The 20385-nt window shown below is 65.0% G+C and carries 17 protein-coding genes; 9 read left to right on the top strand and 8 right to left on the bottom strand.

The features are described 5' to 3' along the window. The first annotated feature begins 12 nt into the window (after nt 1-12). From AWB81_RS18470 to AWB81_RS18485, 4 genes are read left to right on the top strand one after another with little or no spacing between them, the layout of a single operon-like run. On the top strand, nt 13-1503 hold the full coding sequence (locus AWB81_RS18470) for an aldehyde dehydrogenase (protein WP_062637962.1): 1491 nt from the start codon (nt 13-15) through the stop codon (nt 1501-1503). Between the two features lie 10 nt (nt 1504-1513). Further along, nucleotides 1514-2479, top strand: coding sequence for a VOC family protein (locus tag AWB81_RS18475; protein ID WP_062637964.1), 966 nt, complete (start codon nt 1514-1516; stop codon nt 2477-2479). Further along, a complete protein-coding gene (locus AWB81_RS18480) occupies nt 2472-3701 on the top strand; it encodes an NAD(P)/FAD-dependent oxidoreductase (RefSeq protein ID WP_062637966.1) in 1230 nt (409 codons plus the stop codon). Before AWB81_RS18475 ends, AWB81_RS18480 begins: the two co-directional genes overlap by 8 nt. Nucleotides 3702-3738: 37 nt before the next feature. Continuing rightward, the gene (locus AWB81_RS18485) at nt 3739-5142 is read left to right on the top strand and encodes an MFS transporter (protein ID WP_062637968.1); all 1404 of its coding nucleotides are present in this window, start codon (nt 3739-3741) and stop codon (nt 5140-5142) included. Nucleotides 5143-5193: 51 nt separating this feature from the next. On the opposite strand, the gene AWB81_RS18490 is transcribed toward AWB81_RS18485, so the two are convergent. The 4 genes from AWB81_RS18490 to AWB81_RS18505 are packed head-to-tail and all read right to left on the bottom strand — an operon-like array spanning nt 5194 to nt 9114. Then, nucleotides 5194-5538, bottom strand: a complete 345-nt coding sequence (locus tag AWB81_RS18490) for a cupin domain-containing protein (RefSeq protein WP_062637970.1) — start codon at nt 5536-5538, stop codon at nt 5194-5196. A 30-nt stretch (nt 5539-5568) separates the two neighbouring features. Continuing rightward, complete coding sequence (locus AWB81_RS18495; protein WP_062637972.1) at nt 5569-6546, bottom strand: M14 family metallopeptidase; 978 nt, start codon at nt 6544-6546, stop codon at nt 5569-5571. Further along, a complete protein-coding gene (locus tag AWB81_RS18500) occupies nt 6543-8015 on the bottom strand; it encodes an NAD-dependent succinate-semialdehyde dehydrogenase (protein ID WP_062638071.1) in 1473 nt (490 codons plus the stop codon). Before AWB81_RS18500 ends, AWB81_RS18495 begins: the two co-directional genes overlap by 4 nt. Nucleotides 8016-8031: 16 nt before the next feature. Beyond that, nucleotides 8032-9114: a tartrate dehydrogenase gene (locus AWB81_RS18505; RefSeq protein WP_062637974.1), complete on the bottom strand. Its 1083-nt coding sequence runs from the start codon at nt 9112-9114 to the stop codon at nt 8032-8034. A 94-nt stretch (nt 9115-9208) separates the two neighbouring features. Here AWB81_RS18505 and AWB81_RS18510 point away from each other — a divergent pair, with 94 nt between their 5' ends. Then, nucleotides 9209-10123, top strand: coding sequence for a LysR substrate-binding domain-containing protein (locus AWB81_RS18510; RefSeq protein ID WP_062637976.1), 915 nt, complete (start codon nt 9209-9211; stop codon nt 10121-10123). Nucleotides 10124-10142: 19 nt separating this feature from the next. Here AWB81_RS18510 and AWB81_RS18515 read toward each other — a convergent pair whose 3' ends face one another. The 4 genes from AWB81_RS18515 to AWB81_RS18530 all read right to left on the bottom strand — a co-directional run bounded on the left by AWB81_RS18515 (nt 10143) and on the right by AWB81_RS18530 (nt 14774). After that, nucleotides 10143-10640, bottom strand: a complete 498-nt coding sequence (locus AWB81_RS18515; protein WP_062637978.1) for an Lrp/AsnC family transcriptional regulator — start codon at nt 10638-10640, stop codon at nt 10143-10145. 59 nt (nt 10641-10699) lie between these two features. Then, entirely contained in the window at nt 10700-12109 is a 1410-nt protein-coding gene (locus AWB81_RS18520) for an aspartate aminotransferase family protein (RefSeq protein WP_062637980.1), read from the bottom strand. A gap of 853 nt (nt 12110-12962) precedes the next feature. After that, entirely contained in the window at nt 12963-13889 is a 927-nt protein-coding gene (locus AWB81_RS18525) for a 2-hydroxyacid dehydrogenase (RefSeq protein ID WP_062637982.1), read from the bottom strand. Between the two features lie 3 nt (nt 13890-13892). Beyond that, complete coding sequence (locus tag AWB81_RS18530; RefSeq protein ID WP_062637984.1) at nt 13893-14774, bottom strand: GNAT family N-acetyltransferase; 882 nt, start codon at nt 14772-14774, stop codon at nt 13893-13895. A gap of 241 nt (nt 14775-15015) precedes the next feature. Here AWB81_RS18530 and AWB81_RS18535 point away from each other — a divergent pair, with 241 nt between their 5' ends. The 4 genes from AWB81_RS18535 to AWB81_RS18550 all read left to right on the top strand — a co-directional run bounded on the left by AWB81_RS18535 (nt 15016) and on the right by AWB81_RS18550 (nt 20355). Next, complete coding sequence (locus AWB81_RS18535; RefSeq protein ID WP_062637986.1) at nt 15016-16494, top strand: aldehyde dehydrogenase family protein; 1479 nt, start codon at nt 15016-15018, stop codon at nt 16492-16494. A 195-nt stretch (nt 16495-16689) separates the two neighbouring features. Beyond that, a complete protein-coding gene (locus AWB81_RS18540) occupies nt 16690-17358 on the top strand; it encodes a haloacid dehalogenase type II (RefSeq protein WP_062637988.1) in 669 nt (222 codons plus the stop codon). 25 nt (nt 17359-17383) lie between these two features. Continuing rightward, on the top strand, nt 17384-18658 hold the full coding sequence (locus tag AWB81_RS18545) for an NAD(P)/FAD-dependent oxidoreductase (RefSeq protein WP_062637990.1): 1275 nt from the start codon (nt 17384-17386) through the stop codon (nt 18656-18658). 77 nt (nt 18659-18735) lie between these two features. Next, nucleotides 18736-20355 carry an ABC transporter substrate-binding protein gene (locus AWB81_RS18550; RefSeq protein WP_062637992.1) on the top strand — a complete coding sequence of 540 codons (1620 nt, stop codon included), beginning with the start codon at nt 18736-18738 and terminating at the stop codon, nt 20353-20355. Nucleotides 20356-20385 lie beyond the last annotated feature (30 nt).

Genomic DNA, 20385 nt, shown 5'->3' on the forward strand with positions numbered 1-20385 from the left:
GGAACCTGAGAGATGAATCAACCCGAATCCAGTCTGCTCGCATCGAGCGACATCTTCATCGGCGGCGAGTGGCGTGTGGGCAAGGGCACGCCGTACGCGAGCCTCTATCCCGCCGATCAGTCGATCAACGCCGAGATTACCGCGGCCAACGCCGATGACGCGCGCGAAGCCGTCGAAGCCGCCGATGCCGCGTGGCGCAAGCCGAACTGGTCGGGGTTGAAGCCGCATCAGCGCGCGGCCGTGCTTCATCGCATCGCGGACCTGATCGGCTCGCGTCACGAAGCGCTCGCGCAACTGCAGCGGCGCGACAACGGCAAGCCCATCAGCGAAACCCGCGGACTCGTCACGAGCGCGGCGAACACGTTCCGCTATTTCGCGGCGTGCGTCGAGACCTTCGAGGAGACGCTGACGCCCTCGCGCGGCGACTTCATGACGATGAGCGTGCACGAACCGCTCGGCGTTGTCGCGGCGATCACGCCGTGGAATTCGCCGATTGCATCGGACGCGCAGAAGCTCGCGCCCGCGCTTGCCGCCGGCAACGCGGTCGTGCTGAAGCCCGCCGAAGTGACGCCGCTTGCGTCGCTCGCACTCGCTCGCATCTGTGAGGAAGCGGGCGTGCCGCGCGGCGTGATCAGCGTGCTGCCGGGCAAGGGCTCGATCGTCGGCGATGCGCTCGTGCGTCATCCGCTCGTCAGGAAGATTGCGTTCACGGGCGGTACCGAAGTAGGGCGCGGCATCGCGCGGTTAGCGGCTGACAAGTTGATGCCGGTGTCGCTGGAACTCGGCGGCAAGTCGCCGACCATCGTCTTCGCCGATGCCGATCTCGATCATGCGGTGAACGGCGTGCTGTACGGCATCTTCAGTTCGTCGGGCGAATCGTGCATCGCGGGCTCGCGGCTCTTCGTGCAGCGTTCGGTCTACAAGGAGTTTGTGTCGCGTCTCGCGGATGGCGCGCGCAAGCTGCGCGTCGGCGATCCGTCGCGCGAAGACACGCAGATGGGGCCGCTAATCACGGGACAGCATCGCGAATCGGTGGAGCGCTATGTCGCGCTCGGTCTCGAAGAAGGCGGCAAGCTCCTGTGCGGCGGCGAACGTCCGACCGGCGACGGCCGCGAGCAGGGCTTCTTCTATCTGCCGACGATCCTCGACGGCCTCACCAACGACGCGCGCATCTGCCAGGAAGAGATCTTCGGACCGGTGCTGGTCGTGCTGCCTTTCGACGACGAAGCGTCGCTGCTGAAGGAAGCGAACGACAGCGTGTTCGGCCTCGCCGCCGGCATCTGGACCGCCGACTACAAGCGCGCCTGGCGCATCGGCCGCGCGCTCGAAACGGGCACGGTCTGGATCAACACGTACAAGCAGTTTTCGATTTCGACGCCTTTCGGCGGCTGGAAGGACAGCGGCATGGGCCGCGAGAAGGGGCGCCTCGGCATCTGCGAGTACATGCAGCAAAAGAGCATGTACTGGGGCCTCAATGACGCGCCGCTGCCGTGGGCGAACTGAAGGAGCATTCATGACGATTCTGGGCATTGAACAGATTACCTACGGCGTGACCGACCTCGCGACCTGCCGGCGCTTCTTCGCCGACTGGGGCCTGACGGAAGTCGCGCATGACGAGACGCAAGCGCGCTTCGAGTCGCTCAACGGCTGTACGATCCTCGCCGTCGATGCGAACGATCCGTCGCTGCCGCCCGCTTTCGAACCAGGTCCGACCTTGCGTGAAGTGACATGGGGCGTGGCGACGCGCGCGGAACTCGATGCGCTGCGCGGGCGCTTCGCGGGCCAGCCGGGCCACTTCGAGAACGACGAGGCCGTCGGCTGCATCGATCCGAACGGCATGGCGATCCGCGTCGAAGTGACAAGAAAGCGTGCCATCGACGTGAAGGGTTCGCCTTCGAACGTCTGGGGCCAGACGCTTCGCATCGATACGCCGAGCCCCGTGTACGAACGTGCGCAGCCGGTTGAAGTGGGACATGTGGTGTTCTTCACGAACTGCGTCGCGGAGCAGGAGAAGTTCTATCACGACCTGCTCGGCTTCGAGACCTCCGACCGCTATCCGGGCCGAGGCGCATTCATGCGCTGCGCACCGCACGGCGGCCATCACGACCTGTTCCTGCTGCAACTGCCGGACGGCAAGCGCGGCCTGAACCACGTCGCGTTCACCGTGCGGGACATCCATGAAGTGTTCGGCGGCGGCCTGCACATCAGCCGCTGCGGGTGGACGACGCAACTCGGGCCGGGCCGGCATCCGGTGTCGTCGGCGTACTTCTGGTACTTCCAGAATCCGGCGGGCGGCCTGATCGAGTACTACGCGGACGAGGACATCCTCACGCCGGACTGGCAGCCGCGCGACTTCGAACCGGGTCCGACCGTGTTCGCGGAATGGGCGGTCGATGGTGGGCTCGATGGCAATACGCGGCGGCAGAAGAACGCCAGGGCGCCGGAGGGCAAGTTCATGACGGAGCGTAAAAATGACTGATGAACGCGTTGAGGATGCGCCGCGCACGATCGTCGTGATCGGTGGCGGACAGGCGGCGGGATGGATCGTGAAGACCTTGCGCAAGGAAGGTTTCGACGGGCGCCTCGTGATGATCGCCGACGAGATCCATCTGCCTTACGAGCGTCCGCCGCTGTCCAAGGCCGTGCTGTCCGGCGATGCCGATATCGACACCGTGCGCCTCGTCACGACCGACGACTTCGATGCGCTGAACGTCGAAGCATGGCAGCCGGATCGCGCGGTATCGATCGATCGCGAGGCGCGCATTGTGCGCACCGCAAGCGGCCGCGAGGTGCAGTACGACCGCCTAGTGATCGCGACGGGCGGCGCCGCGCGCCGCCTGCCCGATTCGCTCGTCAGGACTTCGCACGTCACTTATCTGCGTACGCTCGACGATGCGGTCGCGCTCGGTTCGCGGCTTCGTCAAAGCCGCCGTGTGCTCGTGATCGGCGGCGGCTGGATCGGGCTCGAAGTGGCGGCGACCGCGCGCAAGCTCGGCGTGGACGTGACGGTCGTCGAAGGTGCGCCGCGTCTTTGCGGGCGCTCGGTGCCGCAGGGCGTGTCGGATTTCCTGCTTGATCTGCATCGCTCGAACGGCGTCGATGTGCGTCTCGACGCTTCGCTCGTCGCGCTGACCGATCACGGCGACGGCGTGCGCGCCACCTTCGCGGACGGCACGACGCTCGACGCCGACTTCGCGGTCGCGGGCATCGGCCTCACGCCGCACACGGACATCGTCGAAGCAGCGGGCATCGAAGTGAACGACGGCATCGTCGTCGACGAATTCGGCGCGACCGCCGACCCGTACGTGTTCGCATGCGGCGATGTCGCGAATCACCCGAACGCGTGGCTGAAGCGCCGCGTGCGACTCGAATCGTGGGCGAACGCTCAGAACCAGGCGATCGCGACCGCCAAGGCCTTGATGGGCGTGCGCGCGCCGTATGCGGAGATTCCGTGGTTCTGGTCGGATCAGTACGACGTGAACCTGCAGATTCTCGGCGACATTCCCGCGGGCATCGAGCCGGCCGTGCGCGGCGACTTGCAGGCGCGGCGCGCGACGCTCTTCTTCATCGAGCACGACATGATTCGCGGCGTCATCGCGATCAATTCGCCGCGCGACCTGAAGCTCGCGCGCAAATGGATGGGCCAGGGGCGCGCGGTGGATGTCGCGACGCTCGTCGACGCGGGCAAGGCGCTCGCGTAACTCTATGCAGCAGACAGGCACACGACAGGGAACAGGCATGAGAACTATCGGCAACACCATCGCGGAGCAGGGCGGCGCCAGTGTCTCGGGCACGGTGACCCGTGGCTCGATCATCGCGCGCATCGAGCGCCTGCCGGCCAACGCCATGCAGGTGCGCGCGCGGCTCCTGATCGGCGCGGCGACCTTCTTCGACGGCTTCGACGTCATCACCATCGCAGCCACGCTGCCGCTCCTGATCCAGAAGTGGGGATTGACGCCGGGGCAGGTCGGCTTCCTGATCGCGTCGGGCTCGATCGGGCAACTGATCGGCGCGTTCCTGTTTCCGTCGCTTGCCGAACGCTACGGCCGCGTGCGGGCGATTGCGTGGAGCTCGGGCATCATCGGTCTGACGAGCATCGCGTGCGGCTTCGCGCCGAGCTTCGCGGTGTTCGTCGCGCTTCGCATCGTGCAGGGTCTCGGGCTCGGCGGCGAATTGCCGGTGGCCGCGACCTACATCAACGAGATCACGCGCGCTCACGGACGCGGGCGCTTCGTGCTGCTCTACGAGATCGTGTTCCCGATCGGCCTGCTTGCATCGAATGCGCTCGGCGCGTGGATCGTGCCGCGCTTCGGCTGGGAAGCGATGTACTTCATCGGCGGCGTGCCGCTCGTGCTGTTCTTCATGCTGCGCGTGCTCGTGCCCGAGTCGCCGCGCTGGCTCGGCGAGCGCGAGCGCATGACCGAAGCGGATCGCGCGCTCCGCGCGTTCGAAGCGAGCGTGAAGGGCCCGTTGCCGCCCGTCGGCAGCATCGCCGAATTCGAAGCGATGGTGCATCGCCATCCGAAGCGCCGCACGCTCGACCTGTTCGGCCGCGCCTACATCAAGCGCACGGTGGCGGTGGCGTTCCTGTGGATGACTTGCGGCGTGATCCAGTACGGCCTCTCGACGTGGCTCCCGACGATCTACAAGACCGTCTATCACGCGCCGCTGCAACTCGCGCTGAACCTGGCCGTCGCGGCATCGGTGCTAGGCGTGATCGGTTCGCTGACCTGCGCGCTGATCGTCGACAAGGTTGGCCGCAAGCCGGTGATCAACTGGTCGTTCGTGCTGTGCGCGATGTCGCTCGTGCTGGCCGGCGTGTTCCATGCGCAGTCGGTGTATGTCGTCGCGACGTTCTGCGCGCTGGCGCTGGGCTTCATGGCGTGCGGCTTCATCACTGCCTACGTCTATACGCCCGAGCTTTACCCAACGAGCATCCGTGCCTTCGGCTGCGGACTCGGCGGCGCATGGCTCAAGGTAGCGGCGATCTTCGCGCCGGCGCTCGTCGGCAAGACGCTGGTCGGCGGCAATCTGGACGTGGCGTTCTACACGCTCGCCGCCGTGCCGATGCTGGCCGCCGTCGCGGTGCATTTCCTCGGCATCGAGACGAAGGGCAAGGTGCTGGAACAACTCGAAGCGTAAATGAAAAGCGGGGCGCATCGTCGATGCGCCCCGCTTGAGCATTTGCGTCCTTCAGAGGATCACATAGATCTTGCGCATCGTCTCTTCGACTTCCCACAAGCCTTCTGTATTCGCTTCGAAGAACAGCGTATCACCGCCCTTGAAGTGGATCGTCTCTTCGCCGTCGGGCGTAAAGCGGCCTCGTCCGGCGAGCATGTGCATCACTTCCGCCTGCTTCACCGCGCGACGATAGGTGCCCGGCGTGCATTCGAACACGCCGGTGTCGATGGAATCGTTGCCCGGTATCACGCGCTGCACGCCCGACACCCTGATCTCCGGCGTGCCGGGAAGCCCGGCCGTGCCCCAGTCCTCCAGTCCCTGCAATTCGATGCTCTGCCTGATCTGCTGTACTTTCATGTCGCTCGTCTAGGAATGGTGATGAGTGGATTAGCGTGAAGCCGCGATGCGCTGTTCGATCCTGCCGAGCCGCACGACCGTCACGCCCGGGCGCAATTGCCTGAGCGACGGCATCACGAGCATGCAGTCGTCGTAGGGCGTAGAAACCGCTTCGCCATTCGACCAGCCGATCACGCTGCCCGCCTTGTCGAAGACTTCGAGGCCGGTGTATTCGCCAGCGAACCTGAAGTCCATGCTGTCCGCGACGACCGGCTCCGTCACGCGCACCACGAGCATTTCGTCGGGCAGCGGAGCGAACCAGTCTTGCGGCAGATCGTCCGCATCGACCACGCCCGAGAGCGCGAGAAAACGCGCGGTGACATCGCGTGCGACATCGACGGCGCTCGCTTCCCAGTGCTGCCCGCATTCGATCAGGAGCGCGTTCTTCGGACTCGACGGATCGCCGAAACCTTCGTAATCGCGCATGCGGCGGCCTTCCGGATGGCCTTCGTCGCAGATGACCGTCGCGGGCGTGCCGAGCTTCGCGGCCAGTTCGATGCCCTTCGCGAGCGGTCCCGCGACGATCAGCGGCGCGCTCTTCTCGTGCATCGAATGCAGGTCGAGCAGCAGGTCGACCGTATCGATCACGGGACGCATCGCGCGCGCGCGTTCGAGTTCACTCGAAACGCGCGAGGTGTCGTCGAGCGTCTTCGCTGTCCACACGCGATTGAAGTCCTGATCGACGAAGCGCGCGGCATCGGGCTTCGTCGCATCGAAGCTCCCGTACGCCGCCACGTTCGCGAACGCGAGCGTGAGCCGGCCGCGCCGCGGTCGCAGCTTCGCGCGCAGAAGTGCATCGACGACGATCGCGCCGCACACTTCGTTGCCATGCGTGAGCGCGTTGATCATCACATGCGGGCCGGCCACGCCCGAGTCGAACGTGTGCACGTACGCGATGCCGGAGTCGCTCGCTTCGTGGGCGCCGATGTCCGGGAACGCGATCTCGATCGGATAGGCTTGGCTGCTCATTCCAGTCCGCCCTGGCAGAGATACTTGATCGACAGGTAATCGTCGAGGCCGTACTTCGAGCCTTCGCGGCCGTAGCCCGATTCCTTCACGCCGCCGAAGGGCGCGGCCTCGCTTGCGAGCGCGCCTTCGTTGATGCCGACGATGCCCGCTTCGAGCTGCCGTGCGACCCGGTCGATGCGGCGCACGTCGTTGCTGTAGAAATACGACGCAAGGCCGAACGGTGTGTCGTTGGCTGCGCGGATCGCTTGCTCTTCGTCGTCGAAGCGAAAGAGCGGCACCACCGGGCCGAAGGTTTCCTCGCAGCTCAGTTGCATGTCGCTTGTTGCGTCAGCGAGGACGGTCGGCGCGTAGTAGTTCGGTCCGAGCGTGGTCAGTCGCTTGCCGCCGGCGACCACTCGTGCGCCCTTGTTCACGGCGTCGTCGACGTGGCGCGCGATCTTGTCGATCGCGCGGGCGTTGATCATCGGGCCGATCTGCGCGTCGGGGTCGGTGGCGGGCGCGACTTTCAGCGCCGCGACGCGTGTGGCGAGCAGGTCCGCGAACTTCTCATACACGCCCGACTGCACGTACACGCGATTCGGGCACACGCAGGTCTGCCCGCCGTTGCGGAACTTCGATGCGAGCAGGCCCGCCACGGCGGCGTCGAGATCGGCGTCGTCGAAGACGATGAAGGGCGCGTTGCCTCCGAGTTCCAGCGAAAGCTTCTTGAGCGTTTCCGCCGATTCGCGCGCGAGATACTTGCCGACCGGCGTCGAACCGGTGAAGGTGATCTTGCGCACGCGGCCGTCGTGCAGCCAGTCCGCAACCGCTGGCACCGCGTTCTCGCGCGATGCCGAGATCAGGTTCAGCACGCCCGGCGGCACGCCCGCTTCATGCGCGAGCAGCACGAGCGCGAGCGCGGTGAGCGGCGTGTCCTCGGCGGGCTTGCCAACCACCGTGCAGCCAGCCGCGAGCGCAGGCGCGATCTTGCGCGCGATCATCGCGAGCGGAAAATTCCACGGCGTGATCGCCGCGACGATGCCGATCGGTTCCTTGATCGCGCTCATCCGCTTGCCGCGCTGCTGCTGCGGGATGATGTCGCCGTAGATGCGCGTCGCTTCATCCGCGAACCACGCGACATACGATGCGCCGTACAGCACTTCGCCGCGTCCTTCCGCGAACGGCTTGCCCTGTTCGAGCGAGATCAGCCGGCCGAGCGCGTCGGCGTTGTCCAGCATCAGCGCGTGCCAGCGATGCAGCACGGCCGCGCGCTCTTTCGGTAGCGCATCGCGCCATGCGGGGAAGGCGCGCGCGGCGGCGTCGGTGGCGGCGCGGGCATCGGCTTCGCCGCTGTCGGCGACATCGGCGATCACTTCGCCTGTTGCCGGGTTCGTCACGCCGAAGCGCTTGCCGCTTGCGGCGGCGACCCATTTGCCGTCGATGAAATTGTCTGCGCGGATCAGGTCTTTCAGTTCGAACTTGGTTGTCATCGCCATGCTCCTTGAATCACGCGAGCCGTTCGGCAATGGCCTTGCCGACGTCGGTCGTGCTGGCGCGGCCGCCGAGGTCGCCGGTATGCGGACCTTCCTTCAGCACCGCTTCGATCGCGGCGAGGATCGCGTCGTGCGCTTCGCGCTCCGGGCCCCGGCCGTTGCCGAGGAAATCGAGCATCATGCCCGCCGACCAGATCATCGCGATTGGATTGGCGATGTTCTTGCCCGAGATGTCCGGCGCCGAGCCGTGCACCGGCTCGAAGAGCGACGGGAACGTGCGTTCGGGATTCAGGTTGCCCGAAGGCGCGATGCCGATCGTGCCGGTGCAGGCGGGGCCGAGGTCGGAAAGAATGTCGCCGAAGAGGTTGGTCGCGACCACGACGTCGAAGCGGTCCGGATTCAGCACGAAGCGCGCACAGAGAATGTCGATGTGCTGCTTGTCCCACTTCACGTCCGGATGCAGCGCGGCGACTTCGGCGGCACGCGCATCCCACCAAGGCATGCTGATCGAGATGCCGTTGCTCTTCGTCGCGACCGTGATCTTCTTCTCGCGACGCTCGGCCAGATCGAATGCGAACTTCAGCACGCGCTCGGAGCCCTTGCGCGTGAAGATCGACTGCTGCGTCACGAACTCGCGATCCGTGCCCTCGAACATCGTGCCGCCCACCGACGAATACTCGCCTTCGGTGTTCTCGCGCACGATCATCATGTCGATGTCGCCCGCCTTGCGGCCCGCGAGCGGCGAAGGCACGCCGTCGAAGAGACGCGCCGGGCGCAGGTTGATGTACTGGTCGAATTCGCGGCGGAACTTGAGCAGCGAGCCCCAGAGCGAGATGTGATCGGGCACCGTGTCGGGCCAGCCGACCGCGCCGAACAGGATCGCATCCGCGCCTTCGAGTTGCGCCTTCCAGTCGTCGGGCATCATCTGGCCGTGCTTCGCGTAGTAATCGCAGCTCGCCCACTCGATGTGCTGGTATTCCAGCGCGATGCCGAAGCGCTTGCCGACAGCGTCGAGCGCGCGCAGCCCTTGGGGCATCACTTCACGGCCGATGCCGTCTCCGGGAATTACGGCGATGCGATACGTTTTGCTGGTCATGCGGGTCTCCTGATCGAAATGTCGATAACGATTAGTTTATTCCTGCTGGATCGTCATAAAATTCGGCTTTTGGTTAAGCCACTATGCACGAATCGTGAAGAAAGCGCCGAACCCCACGCCGAACCTCGACGACCTGCGCGTGTTCTGCCTCGTCGCCCGCAAGGCCAGCTTCAGCGCGGCGGCGGACGCGCTCGCGGTATCGGCGGCGTATGTCAGCAAGCGCGTGAGCGTGCTCGAAGCCGATCTCGGCACGCGCCTCTTGCATCGCTCGACACGCCGCGTCGCGATCACCGAGGCGGGTGAGCGCGTCTACGCGTGGGCCGAGAAGATTCTGGACGACGTCGACCAGCTCGTCGAGGACGTTTCGACTACCCGGCGGCTTCCGCGCGGCACGCTTTCCGTGTCGAGCAGCTTCGGCTTCGGGCGGCATGTGGTCGCGCCGGCGCTCTCGCGCCTGACCGAGCGCTATCCGCAACTGAGCGTGCGGTTCGAACTGTTCGACCGCATCGTCGATGTGGCGGGCGAGGGCTTCGATCTCGATGTGCGCATCGGCGACGAGATCGCGCCGCATCTGATCGCGAAGCGCCTTGCGTCAAATTACCGGGTCCTGTGCGCATCGCCCGCTTATCTGGAGCGGCACGGCGCGCCGCGTGCGCTTGCCGATCTCGCGGCGCATCCGTGCCTTGCAATCAAGGAACGCGATCATCCGTTCGGCGTGTGGCGGCTTTCCGTGCGCGCCGAAACCACTTCGATCCGCGTGACGGGGCCGCTCTCGACCAATCACGGCGAAGTGGCCGTGCAATGGGCGGTGGAGGGGCGCGGCATCGTGCTGCGTTCGATGTGGGACGTGCGGCCATTGCTTGCGAACGGCACGCTCGTGCAGGTGCTGCCGGAGGCGACGCAGAGCGCGAACGTGTGGGCCGTCTATCCGGAGCGGCTCGCGACGTCGGCGAAGGTGAGGGTGTGCGTGGATTTCCTGAGCGAGGAGTTCGCGCGCTGGCCCGGCTGAAGCGGGCACATCGCGCGATTCAGGGATGATGCTGCGAGAAGAGCGTTTCGAGCGGATAGTGCGACTTCACGAACGGCGACTTGATGATCACGTAGCTGAAGTACTTTTCGATGCCGATATCGCGTTCGAGCAGCCCTTCGATGATGCTCTGATAGTGGCTCACGCTGCGCGTCACGAACTTGAGCAGGTAATCGTAGCCGCCGCTCGCGAGATGACACTCGACGATCTCGTCGATATCCTTGATCGCGTTGACGAACTTGATGAAGTCTTCGCGGCGATGATCGGCGAGCGTCACTTCGGTGAAGACGATCTGCACGTCGCCGAGCTTTTCGAGCGCGATCTGCGCGCCGTAGCCGATGATATAGCCCGCCTTCTCCAGGCGCTTCACGCGGATGAGGCAGGGGCTCGGCGACAGACCGACGGCATCGGCAAGCTCGACGTTGGTGATGCGGCCTTTCTTTTGCAATTGCGAAAGGATCCGCAGGTCGATACGGTCAAGCTTGCTGTCGTTGCTCATTGTGTTGGATCGTAGGGCATCTTTGAAAAACGTCCGCCGATCTTATCACGCGATTTTTCTCACGCAGCCGCGCGTGCGGGCGCCTTGCCTGCGGCGTTGAGCGCGGCGCGCACGTCGGCTTGCGCGAGCACGTCGTCGAGCGTCTTTTCGAGGCGTTCGAACAGCATGTCGAATTCGCTTTCCGTATAGCAGAGCGCGGGCGCGAAGCCGAGGATGTTGTCGTTGAAGGCGCGGAACACGAGCCGGTTCTGATAGGCGGCGGTCGCGATGCGCTCGGAGAGCTTGAGCGACGGATCGAAGCCCGCCTTGTTCTCCTTGTCCGCGACGAGTTCGAGCGCGCCGAGCAGGCCGCGATGCCGCGAATCGCCGACGAGCGGATGCGCCGTGAGCGCGTCGAGCCCGAGAGCAAAGCGCGGCGCGCGTGCCTGGCCGTTGGCGAGCAGGCAGCCCTCGTGATAGAGGCGCATCACTTCGAGGCCGATTGCGGCGCTGACCGGATGCGCCGAATACGTGTGCCCGTGACCGATCGCGGCGGCCGGATCTCCGCCATCGGCGATGCCCTGGTAGATCGCGTCGGACATGAGGACGGCGCCCATCGGCGCGTAGCCTGCGGTAAGACCCTTCGCGACGGTCATCAGGTCCGGCTCGACGCCTTCGCCTTCGCAGGCGAAGAGCGGGCCGGTGCGCCCGAAGCCCGTGATGACTTCATCGGCGACGAAGAGAATGTCGAGCTTGCGGCAGGCTTCGCGCATCGCTTTCAGCCAGCCGGCCGGCGGCACGATGACGCCGCCCGAGCCCTGGATCGGCTCGCAGAAGAAGGCCGCGACGTTTTCCGCGCCGAGCGCGGCCACCTTTGCTTCGAGCGCGGCGACGGAGGCGGCGATCAGGGCGTTGTCATCGGCGAAGGTGTTGCGGTACGCATAGGGCGACGCGATGTGATGCTGATGGGGCAGCGGCAGGTCGAAGTGGCGGTGGAAGGCGGGCAGCGCGGTGAGCCCGGCACCGATCGACGACGAGCCGTGATAGCCGCGTTCGAGCGCGATGATGTGCTTCTTCGACGGGCGGCCGGTCGCGTTGAAATAGTGCGTGATGAAGCGCAGCGCGGAATCGACCGCATCGGAGCCGCCCAGCGTGAAGTAGACGTGCTGCAACGAAGCGGGTGCTTTTTCGACGAGCTTCGCGGCCAGTTCGATGGCCGGTTCCGAGCCGAAGTGGAAATAGCTGGTGGCGTAGGGGAGCCGCGTCATCTGCTCGGTGGCGGCCTTGACGATGCTCTCGTGGCCGTAGCCCGTATTGACGCACCAGAGGCCCGAAAAGGCGTCGAGCAGTTCGTTGCCGTCGATGTCGCGCAGGAACACGCCGTGGGCCGATTCGAGCACGGTGACACCGCGGGCTTCGTGGGCGCGGTAGCTGACTACCGGGTGGATCAGGTGCTTGCGGTCGGCTTCGATAAGCGATTGGGTCGACATGGACGGTCCTCGGACGGGGTGGGTTTTTTACCATTCCATGGTACGGGGTTGCTTCGCTCGCGCGTGGTGGTAAAAAAATGGCCAAACCGTTTGGACGATGCGTTTTTTCTTGCTCTACAGCATTTTGTGCTGGGGGGCGGGGGTGGGGTGTTGTTGAACACCGTCTGATGGTTCTGCGCTTCTATGGAACTTGCTTTGTTAGTGGTCTATTAGCACTGCCCCTGTCCGGGGCGGGACTTACTTTCTTTGCTGCTGCAAAGAAAGTAAGCAAAGAAAGCAGCTAGGAGGCCAACGGTATTAGGACGTGACCACACCAGCAGTACCGAGTGGCCCAGCGCCTAAGTGTCGCCCCCAAAGGACCACCGGGCTTGGCGCGCGCACGCACTGACACCCCTCGCAGTCCAACAGAGTGGTAAGCACTGCGTTCCGGTCCGTCCACGCTTCGCTCGGACGACGGGCACAACGAGAACCAGTGGATCGCAATCTCGACCGCGAAGCTCAACTGCGCGGCTGGATGTACCTCTTGTCCAGCGAAGCGAAAACGGATGAATGACTGCTGTGCCAATTTGTTGGCTGTGCTATGACACAGTGCGTGCCGCGCGCCAAGCCCCTTAAGTTCTTTGAGGACGACACTTAGGCGGTATGTCCACTCAGTCCTTCAAAAGCGTTGCCGTCCTAAGACTGCTGCATGAAAAGCTGCTTTCTTTGCTTACTTTGTTTGCAGAAGCAAAGAAAGTAAGTCCCGCCCCGGACAGGGGCAGAGCAAATAGACCACAAAGAAAGCAAGTTCAATAGAAGCGCAAAACCATCCGACGGTGTTATCCCGCGAGCGGACGCAAGAACCCACGTCTATTCAATACCCGCGCGAGCGATCAACCTGTCCAATCATGTTCAACCCCGCCCGATGCCGTCGAATATTCTCAAGCACGACATCGACGGCAGTCTCGGGCCGGGTGGCGCTGGCGATATGGGGCGTGATGCGCACGCGCGGATGCGTCCACAAAGGATGGTCAGCAGGCAAAGGCTCCGGCTCGGTAACATCGAGAATCGCGCTATCGAGATGCCCGCTCGCAAGCGCCGCAAGCAAATCCTCCTGATTCAGATGCGGCCCGCGCCCGACGTTGACAACAGAAGCGCCCTTCGGCAAGGAAGAAAAAACCCGCGCATTCAACATCCCGCGCGTAGCGTCCGTCAGCGGCAGAAGACAGATCAGCACGTCCGTGCGCCCGAGAAACGCATCGAGTGAATCGATACCCGCAAAACACTCGACGCCATCGATCGCCCGCCCCGAGCGGCTCCATCCCGCGCAGGGAAACCCAAACAGACGCAGCCGTTCAAGAACCGCCGTCCCCAGTACGCCAAGCCCGAGCACGCCGATACGCCGTGAAGCCGCTGCGCGCACCGGCATTTCGCGCCACTCGCGCTTCTGCTGAAACCCGGCGTAGTCGAAGAGATCGCGGTGAATCGTGAGCACCGCCTGCGTCACATACTCGACCATCCCCTCGACAATGCCCGGTTCGATCATCCGCACCACCGGCACATGCGCCGGCACGCCCGACAGGTCGAACTGATCGATGCCCGCGCCCACCGAAAAGATCACCTGGAGATTCGGCAGCGTGCGCGTCGGATCGTCGGGCGGCATCCACGCGGCAAGATAACGGACCGATGCGGGATCGCCGACGTCCGGCCACAGCCGAAAACCCAGTTCCGGCGCCTTCTGTGCAAAGAGCCGCGCCCATTGTTCGCCGCGCGCGGGATCGGCTTTATAGAGGAACGTCATGGTTCAACAGACCGCCTGGTTGATGATGCCGAATTGTCTGACTTCACGATCGACCGCAAGCACGCCGTTCTTCGCCATCTTCACCACCGTGTCGACGCGCGCGAGCCCGAGTCCTTCCAGCCACTCCGAAAGTCCGCTGTCACCGGGTGTGTCGATACGCACGAACACGCCCGCGTTGAGCGCCAGCCAGTGGCTGATAAGCGCTTTCGCGCGGCTCGAATCGGCGGAGTCGGGCGCGACCACCGGCCCGATCGCATAACCGCGTCCGAAGCGGCGGAACAGCGCGAAGCCGAGAAGTTCGCCGTCACGGTCGAGCGCGATGCTGCCCGCCACGTCGAGCAGCGCGGGCAACAATGCGCTGCGATCCAGCCCGCTCGCGCGCGAAGCCAGTTCGATCAGGCGCGGCGCGTCGTTCGCGCCGATCGGGCGCAGCCGCTCGCCGGGCGGCAGCGAAACCAGCGGCGGCTGGAACGCGGCGCCCTGATGCTGATGGATCGTGCCGATCTCGCGAAAGCCGAGCCTCTCGTAGAGCGGCTTGCCGGCGGGCGTCGCGTGCAGGATGGTCGTGCGCTCGCCGAGTTCTTCGAGCAGCAGTTCCATCAGCCGCCGTCCGATCCCGGCTCCCTGCCGCGCGGGCGACACGATCACCATGCCGAGCGACGCCGTATCGCGCCCGTACTTCCAGCAGAGCGCCGTGCCGACTACCCCGCTCGCATCCTCGGCGACGAAACCCTTGCCCGCGTCGACGACGAAACGCCAGTCGTCCGCGCGATGCGGCCAGTTCAGTTCGGTCGTGAGCGCATGCGCGGCGCCGATGTCGTCGGCGGTGAACGGTCTGTACGTGGGCGCTTCGGGTTGCGCTTGCTTCTCTCTCAGGTCGGACACGCCGGCCTCCTTTGTCTAAAGACTCACGCCGTCACTCTCGCATTGCAGTGCAGCGTTGACTAGGACGATCTTTCTATCGCATCCGCGTTCGCCGTGCACGATGCGAATCGATGCAAAACATGAAGTCGGCGGGTCCACAACGAGCGCGTTGTGCTGAATCCCCCTTTTTGTCAGCGACATATGCCGGCCCCGCAGGCCTACGATTTGAGGCATCACACGACACGAGTCAAGGACCCACGCAATGGACAGTTTCGATCCGGCCAGCATCGTCGTGCGCGGCGGGCATTTCATCGGCGGCGAGTATGTGGACGATGATGCGGCGCGCATCGATGTCGCGCGGCCTTCGGATGGCGTCGTCTACGCATCGGTGCCGATCGCCGACGCCGCCATGATCGACCGGGCAGTGGAGAACGCCTGGACGGCGTATCGAACGAGCGGCTGGCCAGGCATGGCGCCGCGCGAACGCGCGCGCATCCTGCGGCGCTTAGCCGACCTCGTCGCCGCCGATGCCGGGACGCTCGCGCCGCTCGAAGCGCTCGGCTCGACGCGGCCGGTCCGCGATGCATTCGCCTGGGACGTCCCGTACACGGCCGAGGGTATCCGGTTCTACGCGGAGTTCGCCGACAAGCTTGGCGGCGAGGTGATCGCGACCAGTCACGATCACCTCGGCATGACGATCGCGGAGCCTTATGGCGTGATCGGTGCCATCGCTCCGTGGAATTTTCCGCTTGTGATGGCGTCGTGGAAGATCGCGCCCGCGCTCGCAGCAGGCAATGCGGTCGTGCTGAAACCCTCGGAGATGACGCCGTTCTCGGTGCTGCGCCTGGCCGAACTGGCGGTCGAGGCGGGCGTGCCGAAGGGCATCTTCAACGTCGTGCAGGGCGACGGTCGCACGACCGGGGACGCGCTCGTGCGCCATCCGCGCATCGGCAAGGTCACTTTCACCGGATCGACAAAAACGGGTGCCGCGATCATGGCCGCGTGCGCCCAGACCGGCACGAAGCCCGTCACGCTCGAACTTGGCGGCAAGAGCCCGCAACTCGTCTTTGCCGATGCGCCGCGTCTCGACGATGTCGCGCGCCGCATCGCGGGCGCGATCGCGGGCAATGCGGGGCAGGTGTGCAACGCGGGCTCACGGTTGATCGTCGAACGCTCGGTCGCGGACGATCTCACGGCGCGCATTCGCCGTATCTTCGCCGAACTCACGCCGGGCACGACCTGGACGCCCGGCACGACGCTGCCGCCGATCATCTCCGAGCCGCAGGCAGCGCGCATCGAGGCCATCGTGGAAAGGACAGTCGCGAGCGGCGCGCATCTCCAGTGCGGCGGCACGCGCGCCGACGGCAGAGCGCCCGGCGCCTTCTATTCCCCGACGATCCTTTCGAATGTGACTGCGCAATCCGAAGCGGTGCGCGAGGAAGTGTTCGGCCCGGTCCTGACGGTTCAGACCTTCGATACCGAAGAAGAAGCGCTCGCCCTCGCGCAGCATCCCGACTACGGGCTCGCGGCGGGCGTGCATACGGCTGACATCGGGCGGGCGCTGCGGCTCGTGCGCGGCATCGAGGCGGGCACCGTGTGGGTGAACCGCTACGGACGCACCAGCGACTTCATGATCCCGACCGGCGGCTACAAACGCTCGGGCATTGGCAAGGACCTCGGTCGGCAGGCGTATGAGGCGAATCTGCGCTTCAAGAGCGTGCTGATCGACCTGCAGTCTTAAGCGCCCGATGCACTGATCGTGGCCACCGCAGACTCTGCTGTGAAGCCCCCTCAAAACGCAGCGATTGTGTTTTTGAGCGCCCCTAATCAGCGACACCCCCGGTTTTTGCGCTGTTTAAATCTTCAACAGGAATGAGCTTCCCTGTTTTCGCCACTGAACTCCGCGGGAGTTCACATCAACGATAGGACCATCATCATGATCGATTTCGAGCCGAAGTACATCACGTTCGACTGCTACGGCACGCTCACCAAGTTCCGCATGGCCGACATGACGCGCGAGATGTACGCGGACCGCCTGCAGGGCGCGGATATGGAGAAGTTCGTCGCGTTCTTCTCGGGCTATCGCCGCGACGAGGTGCTCGGCGCCTGGAAGCCGTATCGCGACGTCATTGTGAACGCGGTGCGCCGCACGTGCGAGCGCATGGGCGTGGAGTTCAACGAAGCCGAAGCCGAGAAGTACTACACGGCCGTGCCGACCTGGGGCCCGCATCCGGACGTGCCGGAAGGCCTGTCGCGCCTCGCGAAGAAGTACAAGCTCGCGATTCTGTCGAATGCGTCGGACAATCAGATCCAGAGCAACGTCGACAAGCTCGGCGCGCCTTTCCACAAGGTCTTCACCGCGCAACAGGCGCAGTCGTACAAGCCGCGCATGCAGGGCTTCGAGTACATGTTCGACCAGCTGGACTGCAACCCGGAAGACGTGCTGCACGTGTCGTCGAGCCTGCGCTACGACCTGATGACCGCGCACGACATGGGCGTGAAGCACAAGGCGTTCGTCAAGCGCGGGCACGAGCCGTCAACGCCGTACTACGACTATTACGAAGTCGACGACATCGGCGGCCTCGCGACGCTGCTCGGCCTGTAAGACGCCCACCGCCCGAGGATACCCGATGAAGCTCGATTCCTATTGGCTCGACACCGCGCCCATTTGTTCGTTCGCGAGCGAGGGGCTGGTCGAAGGTCATGCCGACGTCGCCGTGATCGGCGGCGGCTTCACCGGCCTTTCGGCGGCGCTCGCACTCGCCAAGCGCGGCGCGTCGGTCGTCGTGCTCGATGCGGGGCGTCTTGCGGGCGGCGCGTCGGGCCGCAATGGCGGGCAGTGCAACACGGGCGTCGCGCAGGACTATGCGGCGCTTTACGCGCAACTCGGCGCCGAGCGGGCGCGCGGCTGTTATCGCGCGTATGCGTCGGCGGTCGAAACGGTCGAGCGGTTGATCCGCGAAGAAGCGATCGATTGCGACTACCTGGCCTCGGGCAAGCTCAAGCTCGCTTCGAAGCCGCATCACTTCGAACATCTGGAGAAGACCGCCGAGCTGATCCGGCGCGAAGTCGATCCCGACATCGAACTGATAGGACGCGACCGGATAGCGAGCGAAGTCGGCTCGGACCGTTTCCACGGCGGCCTGTTGCAGAAGCACGGCGGGCAGATGCACATGGGCAAGTTCGGCGTCGGCCTCGCCAACGCGGCCGCACGCTACGGCGCGCGGCTTTTCGAACATGCCGAAGTCACGTCGATCGAGAAGGACGGCGGCGCTTATCGCATCGCTTCCGCGCGCGGCGAACTGCGCGCGCAGCAGGTGCTGATCGCGACCGGGCCGTCGCGGCATGGCCCGTTCGGCTGGTATCGCAGGAGGCTCGCGCCGGTCGGTTCGTTCATCGTCGTGACCGAGCCGCTGCCGCCGGCCGAACTCGCGCGTCTCTTGCCGAAGCGCCGTTCGTACACGACGAGCCGTTTGATGCACAACTATTTTCGCGTGACGCCGGATACGCGGCTGCTCTTCGGCGGACGCGCGCGCTTTACCGCGTCCGAGCGCCCCTCCGACGAGAAGAGCGGCCGCATCCTGCAGGCGAATCTCGCACAGATGTTCCCGAGTCTCGCGAGCGCCCGCATCGACTACTGCTGGGGCGGCCTCGTCGACATCACGGCGGACCGCCTGCCGCGCGCGGGCCAGCATGACGGCCTCTACTTTTCGATGGGTTACAGCGGCCACGGCACACAAATGGCCACGCACATGGGCCAGATGATGGCCGAGGTGATCGGCGGCAACGGCGAGGCGAATCCTTGGCGCGAGTTCGACTGGCCCGCGATTCCCGGACATACCGGCAAGCCCTGGTTCCTGCCGCTCGTCGGCACGTACTACCGCATCAAAGATGTTTTCTATTGATTGACCGACTGACCTAAAGACCCGATCGCAGATTCAGAACTGCGCACCCCACGCCACCCTCACGCGGAGATGTTTCCATGACCAAGGACAAATCGCTGGACGCTGTTGCCAACGCTGGCATCCGTCTCGAAGAGCTGACTCGCCGCGGGGCCTCGCGCCGCGACGTCCTGCGCGCGCTGGCCGCGGGCGGCCTGATGTCGATGACCGGTGCGGGCCTCCTCGCCGCGAGCGGCGCCGCGCTCGCCCAGGATGCGAAGCCGAAGCAGGGCGGCCGGATCCGCGTCGCAACGCAGTCCGCGTCCGCGGCCGATACGCTCGATCCGGCAAAGGGCGCGCTCGGCACCGACTACGTGCGCGCCAACATGTTCTACAACGGCCTGACCGAACTCGATTCGCATCTCGGCGCGCGGATGGCGCTTGCCGAGTCGCTCGAAACGAAGGATGCGACCGTGTGGGTCGTGAAGCTCCGAAGCGGCGTGCAATTCCACGACGGCAAGTCGCTCACGCCCGCCGACGTCGTCTATTCGATCATGCGCCACAAGGACCCGGCGACGGCATCGAAGGCGAAGACGCTCGCGGACCAGGTGAAGGAAGTGAAGGCCACCGGCCCGAACGAAGTGACGATCACGCTCGAAGGCGCGAACGCCGACCTGCCGGTGATCCTCGCGACGTCGCACTTCCTCATCATCAAGGACGGCACCAAGGACTTCAAGACGGCCATCGGCACGGGCCCGTTCAAGGTCAAGGAATTCTCGCCGGGCGTGCGCACGGTCGGTGTGAGAAACGAGAAGTACTGGAAGCCGGGCATGCCGCATCTGGACGAGATCGAACTGATCGGCATCGGCGACGAACCCGCGCGCGTGAACGCGCTCCTCTCCGGCGACGTGCAATTGATCAACGCGGTGAGCCCGCGCTCGACCGAGCGCATCAAGGGCACGAGCGGCTACACGATCCTGGAGACGAAGACGGGCACCTACACCGACCTCATCGTGCGCGACGAGGGCGGCATCACCGGCACCGAGGATTTCCGCCGCGGCATGATGTACCTGATGGACCGCGAGCAGATCCGCCGCGCGGTGTTCCGCGGCTATGGCGCGATCGGCAACGACCAGCCGATCGATCCGACCAACAAGTACTACATGGCGGGCCTGCCGCAACGCGGCTTCGATCCCGACAAGGCCAAGTTCCACTTCCAGAAGGCCAAGCTCGGCAGCGCGCCGGTGCAGATCGTGGCGTCGCCGGCGGCGGACGGCTCCATCGAAATGGCGATGTTGCTGCAACAGGTCGCGCCGCAGGCGGGCCTCAACCTGCAGGTGACGCGCGTTCCAGCCGACGGCTACTGGTCGAATCACTGGATGAAGCATCCGCTCGGCTTCGGGTCGGTGAATGGACGCCCGAGCGCGGACGTGATCTTCACGCAGTTCTTCAAGTCCGACGCGCCCTGGAACGAGGCGAACTGGAAGAGCCCGCAGTTCGACCAGATGCTGGTCGCCGCGCGCGGCGAGCCGGACGACGCGAAGCGCAAGAAGATCTACGGCGACATGCAGGTGCTCGTGAACCAGACGGGCGGCGTCGGCATTCCGCTGTTCCAGAGCTCGATCGATGCGCATACGACCAAGCTGAAGGGCCTCGGTTCGGTTCCGCTCGCGGGCCTGATGGGCTTCGCGTTCGCGGAGAACGTCTGGCTCGAAGCCTGAGGCTTTCCCTCGCACGAAGTACGAAGCACG

Origin of the sequence: Caballeronia arationis (assembly GCF_001544975.2) — a bacterium.
GTDB classification, from domain to species: Bacteria; Pseudomonadota; Gammaproteobacteria; order Burkholderiales; family Burkholderiaceae; genus Caballeronia; species Caballeronia arationis.

What these genes read in the sequence shown, in the direction of transcription:
- AWB81_RS18470 (WP_062637962.1), top strand. Translation starts at nt 13, where the DNA reads ATGAATCAACCCGAATCCAGTCTGCTCGCATCGAGCGACATCTTCATC.
- AWB81_RS18475 (WP_062637964.1), top strand. Translation starts at nt 1,514, where the DNA reads ATGACGATTCTGGGCATTGAACAGATTACCTACGGCGTGACCGACCTC.
- AWB81_RS18480 (WP_062637966.1), top strand. Translation starts at nt 2,472, where the DNA reads ATGACTGATGAACGCGTTGAGGATGCGCCGCGCACGATCGTCGTGATC.
- AWB81_RS18485 (WP_062637968.1), top strand. Translation starts at nt 3,739, where the DNA reads ATGAGAACTATCGGCAACACCATCGCGGAGCAGGGCGGCGCCAGTGTC.
- AWB81_RS18490 (WP_062637970.1), bottom strand. Translation starts at nt 5,538, where the DNA reads ATGAAAGTACAGCAGATCAGGCAGAGCATCGAATTGCAGGGACTGGAG.
- AWB81_RS18495 (WP_062637972.1), bottom strand. Translation starts at nt 6,546, where the DNA reads ATGAGCAGCCAAGCCTATCCGATCGAGATCGCGTTCCCGGACATCGGC.
- AWB81_RS18500 (WP_062638071.1), bottom strand. Translation starts at nt 8,015, where the DNA reads ATGACAACCAAGTTCGAACTGAAAGACCTGATCCGCGCAGACAATTTC.
- AWB81_RS18505 (WP_062637974.1), bottom strand. Translation starts at nt 9,114, where the DNA reads ATGACCAGCAAAACGTATCGCATCGCCGTAATTCCCGGAGACGGCATC.
- AWB81_RS18515 (WP_062637978.1), bottom strand. Translation starts at nt 10,640, where the DNA reads ATGAGCAACGACAGCAAGCTTGACCGTATCGACCTGCGGATCCTTTCG.
- AWB81_RS18520 (WP_062637980.1), bottom strand. Translation starts at nt 12,109, where the DNA reads ATGTCGACCCAATCGCTTATCGAAGCCGACCGCAAGCACCTGATCCAC.
- AWB81_RS18525 (WP_062637982.1), bottom strand. Translation starts at nt 13,889, where the DNA reads ATGACGTTCCTCTATAAAGCCGATCCCGCGCGCGGCGAACAATGGGCG.
- AWB81_RS18535 (WP_062637986.1), top strand. Translation starts at nt 15,016, where the DNA reads ATGGACAGTTTCGATCCGGCCAGCATCGTCGTGCGCGGCGGGCATTTC.
- AWB81_RS18540 (WP_062637988.1), top strand. Translation starts at nt 16,690, where the DNA reads ATGATCGATTTCGAGCCGAAGTACATCACGTTCGACTGCTACGGCACG.
- AWB81_RS18545 (WP_062637990.1), top strand. Translation starts at nt 17,384, where the DNA reads ATGAAGCTCGATTCCTATTGGCTCGACACCGCGCCCATTTGTTCGTTC.
- AWB81_RS18550 (WP_062637992.1), top strand. Translation starts at nt 18,736, where the DNA reads ATGACCAAGGACAAATCGCTGGACGCTGTTGCCAACGCTGGCATCCGT.